A 10,870-nucleotide genomic window follows, 5' to 3' on the forward strand; every position below is an offset into this window, starting at 1 on the left:
CTAGAAGCCGTCTTGCAAGCTTGGGAAACCCTGTAGGCCAACAGTTTGCTCTCGGCTGAAACAGCAAGGAAGGGGCAAGCCAACAATCTCAAAACTCAGCATGAAGTTCGGCAGAAGTTGTCGTCTCTGGCCAACTTTTCGCTCAATCAATCAGGGGGTAGGATCAGTCCACAGTGGCCATTCTTTAGAAAGGGATCCCTTCCGATGTTGAGCTGGTATCGTTCTTGCGCATCTCCTCGCCGTTGGGGATCCCGTTTGACTCTGGCTCTGGTGGCATTGGGGTTGGCCGGCGGCTGTCGGCTGCTGGATCGGGTGGGAGAGAGAGGCTTGCCGGTGGGATCTGCGCTGACCCGTTCTGCTCTGTGGAGAGGCAGCCAAACCGTGACGGGAGCGCTGGAGGTGGGAGATCAAGTCAGCCGCCAGTACGGCAGCTTTTGGGATGGGATCCCCGTCACCGCTGAGCCGGGACAGATTTTAATTGCGGCCCTAGAGAGCGAAGATTTTGATGCTTATCTGGAGCTGGTGGACGGTCAAGGGCGGGTGATTGGCTTTGACGATGACTCTGGCCTGGATGTGAATGCCCTGTTGGCAGTGCGTCTGCCGGAGGGAGGCACCTACACCCTGCGGGCCACCAGCTTTGAGCCGGAATCCACCGGCAACTACCGGCTCACCTATATCCTCACCCAGGTAGATTGGCAGGAAAGCCTATCGGGCCGTCTGCAGGAGGGATCCCTTCAGCATCCCGAGGATGGCAGTTGGATGGACGAATATCCCATTGCCGCCCGCGCCGGCCAGATCCTGATCGCTTCCATGACCAGCTCCGATTTCGATGCCTTTTTGCAGCTGCTGGATCCCAGTGGAGAAGTCAGGGCTTGGGATGATGACCAAGGGGGTGGAACCGATGCTCTGATGATTGCCTTTCTGCCCCGCACCGGCACTTATACCCTGCGGGCCAACACCCATAAGCCACGAGAAGAAGGAGCCTATAGGTTACAGTACGCCTTGCGCTAGCCCCTGCTCGCCCAGATTCCCTGTCTTACAGCTTGGATAAGGGGGCTTGTGAACCTTCTGATGCTGATGTCGAGATTTTGACAGGAATCATCGTTTTTTAACGCCTAATGTTGATATATGTCAGGAGTTGCCAGTTTACCTTCCTAAGATCCTCACAAAGCCAGAAGGGGCACTGCTTGCTGAGCTTTGTGGGAAAGCATAACATCTTATCCTAAGTTGTGACGGAGCTGAAATATTGTCCTCGGGGATGAGGTCTTTTTTCTAGAATCGAATCGATGGCCTAGACCATTCTTTTGCAGTTCAGCCCCTATCTCCACAAAATGGATGCCATGACTCCTGAAATGGTACGCCAGTTTTGGTCTTTGGTCAGCGAGATTGGCAGGCCAGATTGGCTCACAAAGCGTGACGATGACTTGGTGAACCTGCTTCTGAGCGCCTGTCAGAAAAAACACGCCCTCAGCAGTGTCGATGCCTCAATTCTCAATCGCTACATCAGCATTCGCTTGCCCTTGATTCGCGATATCCTCGTGGATTAAACCTAGAGAGGACAAGGTTTTCCCATCATGCTGGCCGCACAAATCACCTTGCTGGTCTACGGGGCACTGCTTTTGGTGGGCGGAGCAATCGGCTATAGCAAAGGCAAAAGCTCCAAGTCTCTCATCGGGGGGCTGGTTGGGGCCGCCCTCAGCGGAGTCAGCTATGGGCTGCTGGGGGTGGATCCCCGCTGGGGGCTGGGCTTGGGCCTGGGGACGACAGTGCTGGGATCTATCGTATTCGCCCTGCGCTACCGCAAAACCCGAACGTTAATGCCTGCCGGCTTGATGTTCATCCTCAGCTTGGGAGCAGCTGTCCTTCTGGGACTTAGCTTTGGAGCGGCCTAGGCGACTTCTGGTTGCGCCGGTGGGGTGAAGTTTGTTGAACATTCGATGTAGTCAATTTCGATGTAGTCAATTTTCAGCTCTCGGCCCGAGCGAATCTCTTCCATCGGGGATCCGCAGTTGGGGCAAGCATAGCGCCGGCCTATCTCTGGCTTGTACTCTTGGCCGCAGGGATGGCAATAGGCAATGAGCGGCGTTTCCCGGATGACCAACTGGGATCCCTGTAGGAAAGTACCCTGGGTTTGTGCGGCATAGGCAAAGGTTAGGCTGGCCGGCTCTACACAGGTGAACTGTCCTACCACCAGGTGCACCCGAGCGATCTGAGGCTGTCCCGGCTGACTTTGCCACCAGTCACGTAGTGTTTGGATCAAGGCGCGGGTCATGTCGGTCTCGTGCATCTCTTACCTCCAGTCGCCGGCCATTTCTGGCGTCGCCTCCGGGTGGATGTAGGCGGGCTTCTCTCGGCGCGGCAGTTGCCCAGATACCACCAAATGGGCCAGCGTATCGCAAATAACTCGGGTGGCCATTAGAGCTGTGATATCGCTAATGTCGTAGGGGGGAGAGACTTCCACCACCTCCAGGCCACAGATCGGTGCTTCCCGCACAATGCGCTTGAGCAAGTAGAGCGCTTCCCGCGGCAGCAGCCCACCCGGCTCTGGCCAGCCTGTACCGGGTACAAAGCCGGCATCGATGCAGTCGATATCGAAGCTGATGTACACACAATCGGTGCCGTCTAGGGCTTTTTCGAGGGCGAAATCGGCGGCTGCATCCAAGCCCATTTCGGTGATGTCGGTAACGGTGAGGATGTGGGTGGCCCGCTCCCGGCACACCTTCACCCCTTGCCGTGGCACTTGCCAGCCACCAATGCCCAGTTGCACCAGGTTGTGGGCCGGTGCGTTGCGGATGTTGGTGGCATGAAACCAAGGACAGGTGTGCATGCGCTCATCCAAGTCGGTTTCTTGGGTGTCCACATGGCGGTCGAAGTGGATGATGCCCATCTTCTTGTCCCCCAAGTGGCGACAGATCCCCCGCACCGTGGGAAAGCCAATCGAATGATCCCCGCCCAGGATGACGGGAAAGGCGCCAGACCCGAAAATGTGAGCTACCCCTTTGGAGATTTGGTCGAAGGATTTTTCGTTGTTGGCCGGGATCGTAAAAATATCGCCGACATCGCAGAGGGTGATCTGCTCTCGCAGATCGACGCCAAACTCAAAGTTGTAGGGGGTGTACAGAGCGGAAATGCGCCGGATCCCCTGTGGGCCAAAGCGAGTGCCGGGCCGATAGGTGGTGCCGGAATCGTGGGGTACACCCACCACTGCCACATCGTACTCCCCAACTTTGCGCACATCCTCCAGGTAGGGAGCCTTGAGGAAGGTGTTGATGCCGGCATAATGGGGCAATTCGCCACGGGAAAAGGTGGGGATGGAGCGATCGCCGATGCTGGCTGCTGCCTCGAGGCCAAACTCTAAGCCTCGACTCACCTCTTGCTGCCAACCGGATAGGGAAAGCCTCGCTTCTTTGGCCAAAGCCGCTTGGGCTTCGGTGGAAAAGCCGTTATTTGCGTTCGATTCGGTGGTCATGGCTGGGATCCCCCGTTAGGTGGTGTATTCGGCGTTGATGCGCACGTAATCGTAGCTGAGATCGCAGCCCCAGGCCACGCCCTGGCCGGATCCCTGATGGAGATCCACGGTAAAGGTCACCGGATCCCCTTTCAAGTACTCAGAGGCTGCCTTGCGATCGAAAGCCAGGGGCATTCCCGCCTGCATGAGCAGAAAATCCCCCAGACGGATATCCAACCGGCGGCTGTCGAAGGGGATCCCGGCTCGGCCGGCGGCGGCTGCCACCCGTCCCCAGTTGGGATCGTTGCCAAAAGCTGCCGCCTTCACCAAGGGAGAGCTGGCGATCACACGGGCCATATGCCGGGCTGCCCCATCATCCACAGCCCCACACACCCGAATTTCCAGCAGCTTGGTAGCTCCTTCCCCATCGCGGGCAATGGCCTTAGCCAGATGAATGCAAACTTGGTTGACCATCTCCGCCAAAGTCTGGGCAGCTTCTGTGCCGGCTTGCAGGGTTGGGATCCCACTTTGGCCGTTGGCCAGGGCCAAGAGCATGTCGTTGGTGCTGGTATCCCCATCCACCGTGATTTGGTTAAAGCTGAGGTCGGCAGCTTGCTTGAGGATCTGCTGCCACAGGCGGGGATCCACAGCCGCGTCGCAGGTTAAAAAAGCCAGCATCGTGGCCAAGTTGGGGTGGATCATGCCGGATCCCTTGGCAATGCCCCCGACCCTGACGGTGTACCCGTCGATCTCAGCTTGCAGGGCAACGCTTTTGGTCACCAAGTCGGTGGTGATGATGGCGCGGGCGGCGCTCTCCCCCCCCTCTGGAGAGAGGCTGTCGATAAGGCCAGGCAGGGCTGCTTGGATTTTCGGCATTTCCAGTTGTCGCCCGATGACCCCTGTGGAGGCCGTGAGCACCTGATGGGCCGGGATCCCCAACCGTTCTCCCACCCAGAGGGCCAGTTGGGCGTTGTTGCGCTCTCCTTCTTCTCCGGTACAGGCGTTGGCTTGCCCGGCATTGCAGAGGATGGCCCGCACCGGCTGCTGTTGGGCGAGGATCCCTTGGTTGTAGGTAACACAGGCTGCTTTGACCTGATTGGTGGTAAAAACGCCTGCCCCAACCGCATCGCACTCGGAAACGATCAAAGCCAGATCCGCAGCTCCTGAGGGCTTGAGGCCAGCGGCCACTCCAGCGGCTCGAAATCCTCGCGGGGCTGTAACAGCACCTGCAACCGGTTTAAATGGGGATCCCATGTGTTCCTTGGCCAGAGGGTGGTCGGCAACATCATACCGACTTGCTGCTCCGATTTGGGTCATCGCAAGCTTTCCGTGAGAAACTCTCTGGAAACCGGTTCTGAGGGAAAGAGTTGTAGTTACGCCTACCAAGCAGAGGCGGCAGAGAGGGTTATTTTGAAAGTGTGTGCTTCCTCTGCTCCGGGAATTGCCAGCCATGCCCACCCCTGTCATTACCCTCAACCATGTCAGCAAGGTCTATTCCAATGGCACGGTGGCTTTGCAGGACATGAATATGACCATCCAAGAAGGGCAGTTCGTTAGCTTGGTGGGGCCATCCGGCTGTGGGAAAAGCACAGTGCTACGGTTGGTGGCAGGTCTGGGGCATCTGACCACAGGCTCTATCGAATGGGGGCAAAATCTTGAGAAGGATGCTCCCCAAGGGGAACCCAAGTTGGCCTTTGTGTTTCAGGAACCGGCCCTTATGCCTTGGGCGACGGTGATGGACAATGTGGGGCTACCCTTAAAGTTGGCAGGTGAGCCCAAGCCAAAAGCCAATCGAGATGTCTTGGAAGCTCTGCAACTGGTGGGCCTGCGGGGGTTTGAGCGCAGTTTTCCCCGCGAGCTATCGGGCGGCATGCGCATGCGGGTTTCCATTGCTCGCGCCCTGGTAACCAAGCCGCAGGTGTTGCTGATGGATGAACCCTTCGGAGCTCTGGATGAAATCACCCGCAGCAAGTTGAACAGCGACCTGTTGGAGCTGTGGCAAGAAAAGCGCTGGACGGTGATCTTTGTTACCCACAACATTTACGAGGCCGTCTACCTGTCCAACCGCGTGGTGGTGATGGCGGCTCGCCCAGGGCGGGTGATAGCCGATATTCCCATCGATGCGCCCTATCCCCGCTCGGAAGACTTTCGCACCTCTTCCCTTTACAACAACTACTGCCGTGAAGTGTCGGCCCGTCTGCACGAGGCCATGCACGGCTCAGCTCAGGATCCCCCCTATTTGCGCCCCCTCTCTGCTGGACGTTTGCGCTGATGGGATCCCTGGCTTAGCGGTGTTCTCTCTGTTGCGTAAGTCCCTTGATGCCCCAACCTCACGATATGTTCGACCTGTTTGTCCAGCTTCTCGAGCCATGGCGCCGTTGGCTGGGATCCCTTGTTGGCTTGGGGGAGAGCTGGCCTCTCCATTGGCCAGATTGGTCTCTGCCCAAGCTGACCGGCGCAGTTGGAGAAAAACTCGGATCCCAACCCACGGATGAGGCAGACATACCGAGTGCCGGCTCAGGGGTGCCTGCAAAGGGGTTGAATCTGGGCCGTTGGTTCAACCTGGAAGTGATTGCCCCCCTTATCGTCGGGATCCTCTTCTTGGTGGGCTGGGAAGTGGCGGTGCGGGTAACGGGAGTGCCCCACTACCTCTTGCCGGGGCCGATTTTGGTGGTGCAAACCCTCATCCGCGACTGGGGAACGCTTTTTCCTTCCCTGTTGATCACTGTGCAAATTACGGTGGTGGCCTTTTTGGCTGCCACAGTATCGGGGCTTTTGGTCGCGATTGTGTTCACCCAGAGCAAATGGATCGAGCGCAGCTTTTTCCCTTATGCGGTGATTTTACAGACGATGCCCATTGTCTCCATCGCACCGCTGATCATCATTTGGCTGCGCAACAACACCTTTGCCGCGATGGTGGTGTGCGCCTGGATTGTGGCTTTTTTCCCGATTCTTTCCAACACCACTCTGGGGCTGAACAGCGTCGATCACAACCTGCTCAACCTGTTCCAACTGTACAAGGCCAACCGCTGGCAAACGTTGATCTACTTGCGGCTACCCAGTGCCATGCCCTATTTCATGGGGGGCCTGCGCATCAGCGGTGGCCTCTCTTTGATTGGGGCGGTGGTGGCGGAGTTTGTCGCTGGTACTGGCGGGCAGCGGGCCGGGATCGCCTACCAGATCTTGATCTCCAGCTTCAACCTGCAGGTGCCCCGCATGTTTGCGGCCTTGATCTTGGTCACCGGCTTGGGGATCCTGATCTTCATTTCCTTGAGTGCTCTATCCGACAGGGTGTTGGGCAAGTGGCATGAGAGCGCTGTGCGCCGAGAGAATTGAAAAGTTGAGCTTGTTAGAAATCTATAGTCTTTCAGGTTAGGGCAAGACGCCTGGTTTACTGAGAAAAGCCTTTTGGCCTGGCATATTCACCGTTTTAGGTGTGGGTACAGTGTCTTAGAATAATCACGACATCTAAAAGCAGGTAGAAGACGTCTTCTGGAAAAGCAGAGGAACCGCGCTGCGCTTGCTGTCAGCGGCTATCTCAGTCCTACTTGTGGGTTGCTATCGGAGGGGGATGAACTCGGTGCGGCCAATGATTTGCTGGCCTTGATCCGAAAGAGCATAGTTGATGAAGTCGGCCACCACAGGGCTGGTTCTTTGAGGTGCCACCAAAAACACATTCCGCGCCAAGGGGTAGCTGCCCCTCTGGATGGCCTCACGGGTGGGCATCTGGCCGTCGATGGGCACAATCCGCACCGTTTGCTGGTTTTGCACCTGATCGACAGTGCTGTAGGTGATGCCATCTTCTCCCAAAGCCCGCAGCAGCGGGGTGGTGACATCTTCTGTGGCGGTGGTGAAGTAGGGAGGGTTATCGGGAGCAAAGGGCGACCCCAATAACACCAGCTCTTGGAAAACGCTGTAGGTGCCGCTCTGGGGGGCGCGATTGAGGACCCGAATCCGCCGATCCGGGCCGCCCACCTGGCTCCAATTGGTGATCCGACCCTGGAAGATATCGGCCAATTGCTGCAGCGTCAGTCCTCCTTTGTAGGGGTTGTTCACCCCCACCGCCACCGCCAGGGCATCTTTGGCCACCGGGATCGCCTGTAGACCCGCCTGCACTTCGCTGGCATTGAGGGGGCGGGAGCTAGCGGCCATCTGGATGCGACCTTCCATCAGGGCCTTCAGGCCGGCATTGGATCCATTGGGCTTGCCATCTGGGATCCCATAGGTGAGGGGAATGCCGGGGTTGCGCTGGGTGTAGCCTCCCTTCAGGGCCAAGACGATCCGGATCATCGTGACGCTGCCATCCACCTGGAGCACTGCTGGGTTGGGCAGAGAAGTATCCAGATTAACGGCGTTGGCAGGCGGGTTGGGTACCTGGACCTGAGGGGGGTTGGGGATAGGAGGCGTGTTCTCTCTATTCAGGAATGAGTCCAACAGGCCGGAACGATAGGCATACCAGCCGCCGCCTCCCAGTATCGCGAACAAAAGAATGTAGACGATTGGAGGTGGGCCGGAAGGTCGTGCAGTCATGGGATCCCCCCTAAAGAAAATTCACGATCCAGACTTTTGAGACTTCCCCCTCTGTTGTATCAGCTATCCACGCAGATTGGGTGAGCGACAGGTCAAGGCATATCTATCCGCCCATGGCAGCCTCTCGTCCCACCTCGCGCAGCTCAATTACGTCCGCACGGGGATCCGCCTGCACAACTTCCAACTCGATCCAAGCCCCCAGAGGAATCTGGCGTTCTAGGCGCACCGGCACCCGAAAGGCAATCTCATCCAGCATGGCCAACACCAAGTTTTCCTGCTCGCGCAGGTAGCCCAAGACCAGAGCCCGCCAAATTTGCCCCGGTCGCAGGCGCAGGTATTCGATGCTCCAATAGCGCTTGGATTTCCGCTCCACCTGGTTGGCCTCAGCGGTGCCCGGCTCAATCCCCAGCAGCAGCTGCTGCACATCCGCCTCCGTCAACGGCAAGGGATCCCCGCGCAGGAAAGCCTTGATCTGGTAATGGGCCACCAAATCCAGGTAGCGCCGAATCGGGGAGGTAACCTGACAGTAGGCCTCAAGCCCCAGCCCTGTATGTCGCCCCGGCTGGGTGGCTACTTCCGCCCGCGATAGACAGCGCATGATGGCAAAAGACCGAACTGGCCCCTGGGGATACCTATCCAGCACTTCGGGAGGAGGTAAGTCGGGAGCCGGCTGCAGACGATAGGGCACCGGGATCCCATTTTGGCTGGCGAAGCGGGCCGCCACCTCGCCGGTGAGCACCATCATTTCCGCCACCATCTGCCGCGCAGGAGTATCCTCGATTACCCGGAGGTGGGGGATCTCGTCGATGACCTTGATATCTTGCTCGGGCAAGCCAATTTGGATTGCCCCTTGAGCCATCCGCCAGGCATAACGCCACTGGGCTGCCCGGGCAATGGCTGTCAGTTGAGCCTCTGCCCCCAACTCCAACATTTCATCGGCATCTTCGTAGGTGAGGCGGTAGGTCACTTTGATCTGGCTGAGGCAAATCTTGGAATCGCGGATCTGGCCGTCGGATCCCAGTAGAATGCCAAAGCTAAGGGCAGGCCGCACCTCTCCCTGCACCAAGCTCATCGGGCCAGTGGACAACTCCGGTGGGAACATCGGGATCACCCGCTCCGGCAAATAGACACTGGTGCCACGCTTGCGGGCTTCCAAATCGAGGGGATCCCCCCACTGCACCCAACAACTGGGATCAGCGATGTGGATCCAGAGCTTCACCGCGTCATCCGACCAGAACTCGACGCTGAGGGCATCGTCAATGTCGCGGGTGCTGGCATCATCGATGGTGTAGGTGTGGAGGTGGGTGAGATCCCGCCGCAGATGGGGATCCCAGAAAGAGGGAGGCTGGCTGAGCAGGGCTTGGGTGTATCGCTCCACCGCCTTCGGGAACTGGGTTGGGATCCCGGTGAGGCGCAGGGCCAGGTTCTCGTGGCGGCTCCACAGCCCCAGAGCCACCAAAGCCTCAAAGGCCCCCTGCGGAGTGTCAGGAAACCCCATCAGCTCCAGCAGTTGCGAGGCCCGTTCCCGATCCGACGGGTTGAGATTGGAAGAGAGATCCTCGTGGCTGCGAATGGCTGCCGCCGCTCCCTGTAAGGCCAGGCGTTCCAGCACCTCCAGGCGGGCCCGCTCGGCAGGAGTCCAGGGATACCCTTGGCCGGGATGAGCCAGAGCCTCTCGCAGATGGGCCTCAAACTCTAGTTGTTCCTGCTGCCGTTGTTGGGCAACGGCCATTTGATGGAGGATCTCCTTCACCTGAGCCGGAGTGCGGGGTTCGTAGCTTTCCCCCTTTTGCTTGAAGTAGGTGCGATCCTCGCTCAAGAGGCGATAGGCGGCATAGGTAGAGACCGGAGAATCATCAGAAAACAACAGCTGAGCCATTTCGGCCAAGCTCAGAGACCGCCGCTCCTCCTGCACCAGTTCCCAGGCCAGCGCCAAGCTTTCGGGATCCAACTTTGCTTGCACCGCCTGCCAAAAGCCGGGAATGTCGGAAGCCGTGAAGCTGGATCCCCCGTTCAAAGCAAAGGTAATCTGGCGAGGGTGAACACTATGAACCTGCCCAGAAGGCACCCCCAGCAGTAGGTTCTTCTTGCCCTCGGTGCCCTGAACCACTGCCAACACACGGTCGTTATTGTAACGAAACTCCACCAGTGTGCCCTTTTCCACCCGTTCTCCCCATGTCGGCTGTCGTTAAAGCGCAGGCTTTCTTCCATTCTCCATCAGCTCTGCCCGCCTGCCTACCTGGAAACCCCAGCCAGAAGACGTACGGGCACTTGAATAGATAGCAGATGTTAGATATATCGGTACTTAAGCATATAGGTATGTGATATATAGACACACGAGATACAAATTTTTGGGTAGATTGCGGTTATGTGTTGGGCACTGCGATTTCAGAGCAGAGGCCAGCTCTGCCAGGTTTGTGGGATAGGGTTACCAGCCAGGGCTCCTAAATTCCGTAGAGATACTGTTGCCAGCATTTCGCAAGTGAATACTTCCACTTCTTCCATGTGTGATATCCTAGAGACTAGAGGTAGGGCACAGTTACCATAGGCTGCTCCCCAATTGAGCAAGCAAAAGGGTGGTACTCAAGAGTCGTTTCCCTACAGTGAAGGTCACAAAAACAGGAGTTCTGTATTTCTTCACCTAAAACTTTTTAGCTTAGCGCTTTTTTAGCTTAGCGCTCAAAAGGTAAACCGTGGACAACCCGAAGCGACTGTTGCTCATCGACGACGATCCGAACTTGATCCTTCTGGCAAAGGATTACTTGGAGTTTCGCGGCTACGAAGTGGTGGCGGCGAGCAACGGTCTGGAGGGGTTGGAAGCGATGCGCCATTTCACACCAGACCTGATCATCTGCGATGTGATGATGCCGGAGATGGATGGCTACACCTTTG

Annotated in this window: 11 protein-coding genes; 6 read left to right on the plus strand and 5 right to left on the minus strand. The window is 57.6% G+C overall.

Annotated features, from left to right (window positions below; all coding sequences use genetic code 11):
• Nucleotides 1-204: 204 nt before the first annotated feature.
• The 3 genes from NW820_RS04150 to NW820_RS04160 all read left to right on the plus strand — a co-directional run bounded on the left by NW820_RS04150 (nucleotide 205) and on the right by NW820_RS04160 (nucleotide 1,892).
• Entirely contained in the window at nucleotides 205-1,011 is an 807-nt protein-coding gene (locus NW820_RS04150; protein WP_414329052.1) for a PPC domain-containing protein, read from the plus strand.
• Between the two features lie 329 nt (nucleotides 1,012-1,340).
• On the plus strand, nucleotides 1,341-1,547 hold the full coding sequence (locus NW820_RS04155) for a hypothetical protein (RefSeq protein WP_238376795.1): 207 nt from the start codon (nucleotides 1,341-1,343) through the stop codon (nucleotides 1,545-1,547).
• A gap of 27 nt (nucleotides 1,548-1,574) precedes the next feature.
• A complete protein-coding gene (locus NW820_RS04160) occupies nucleotides 1,575-1,892 on the plus strand; it encodes a TMEM14 family protein (protein ID WP_011434105.1) in 318 nt (105 codons plus the stop codon).
• On the opposite strand, the gene hypA is transcribed toward NW820_RS04160, so the two are convergent.
• From hypA to argJ, 3 genes are read right to left on the minus strand one after another with little or no spacing between them, the layout of a single operon-like run.
• The gene (gene hypA / locus NW820_RS04165; protein WP_011434106.1) at nucleotides 1,889-2,287 is read right to left on the minus strand and encodes a hydrogenase maturation nickel metallochaperone HypA; all 399 of its coding nucleotides are present in this window, start codon (nucleotides 2,285-2,287) and stop codon (nucleotides 1,889-1,891) included. The genes NW820_RS04160 and hypA overlap by 4 nt on opposite strands.
• A 3-nt stretch (nucleotides 2,288-2,290) precedes the next feature.
• Nucleotides 2,291-3,469, minus strand: a complete 1,179-nt coding sequence (gene speB, locus NW820_RS04170) for an agmatinase (RefSeq protein WP_414329053.1) — start codon at nucleotides 3,467-3,469, stop codon at nucleotides 2,291-2,293.
• Between the two features lie 15 nt (nucleotides 3,470-3,484).
• The gene (gene argJ / locus NW820_RS04175; protein ID WP_414374640.1) at nucleotides 3,485-4,702 is read right to left on the minus strand and encodes a bifunctional glutamate N-acetyltransferase/amino-acid acetyltransferase ArgJ; all 1,218 of its coding nucleotides are present in this window, start codon (nucleotides 4,700-4,702) and stop codon (nucleotides 3,485-3,487) included.
• Between the two features lie 196 nt (nucleotides 4,703-4,898).
• Here argJ and NW820_RS04180 point away from each other — a divergent pair, with 196 nt between their 5' ends.
• Nucleotides 4,899-5,720 (plus strand): ABC transporter ATP-binding protein, encoded by an 822-nt coding sequence (locus tag NW820_RS04180; protein WP_414389998.1) that lies wholly within the window; start codon nucleotides 4,899-4,901, stop codon nucleotides 5,718-5,720.
• A gap of 47 nt (nucleotides 5,721-5,767) precedes the next feature.
• Nucleotides 5,768-6,784, plus strand: coding sequence for an ABC transporter permease (locus tag NW820_RS04185; protein ID WP_414406764.1), 1,017 nt, complete (start codon nucleotides 5,768-5,770; stop codon nucleotides 6,782-6,784).
• A 222-nt stretch (nucleotides 6,785-7,006) separates the two neighbouring features.
• On the opposite strand, the gene NW820_RS04190 is transcribed toward NW820_RS04185, so the two are convergent.
• Together NW820_RS04190 and NW820_RS04195 are read right to left on the minus strand one after the other, a co-directional pair.
• Nucleotides 7,007-7,978 carry a phosphate ABC transporter substrate-binding protein gene (locus NW820_RS04190; protein ID WP_414406765.1) on the minus strand — a complete coding sequence of 324 codons (972 nt, stop codon included), beginning with the start codon at nucleotides 7,976-7,978 and terminating at the stop codon, nucleotides 7,007-7,009.
• Between the two features lie 103 nt (nucleotides 7,979-8,081).
• Nucleotides 8,082-10,142, minus strand: a complete 2,061-nt coding sequence (locus tag NW820_RS04195) for a ribonuclease catalytic domain-containing protein (protein ID WP_414406766.1) — start codon at nucleotides 10,140-10,142, stop codon at nucleotides 8,082-8,084.
• A gap of 529 nt (nucleotides 10,143-10,671) precedes the next feature.
• Between NW820_RS04195 and NW820_RS04200 the strand changes: the two genes are divergently transcribed.
• Nucleotides 10,672-10,870: response regulator transcription factor (locus NW820_RS04200; protein ID WP_414406767.1), on the plus strand; the 199-nt coding region annotated here is incomplete at its 3' end.

Source organism: Synechococcus sp. R55.7, assembly GCF_047461955.1.
Lineage (GTDB): Bacteria > Cyanobacteriota > Cyanobacteriia > Thermostichales > Thermostichaceae > Thermostichus.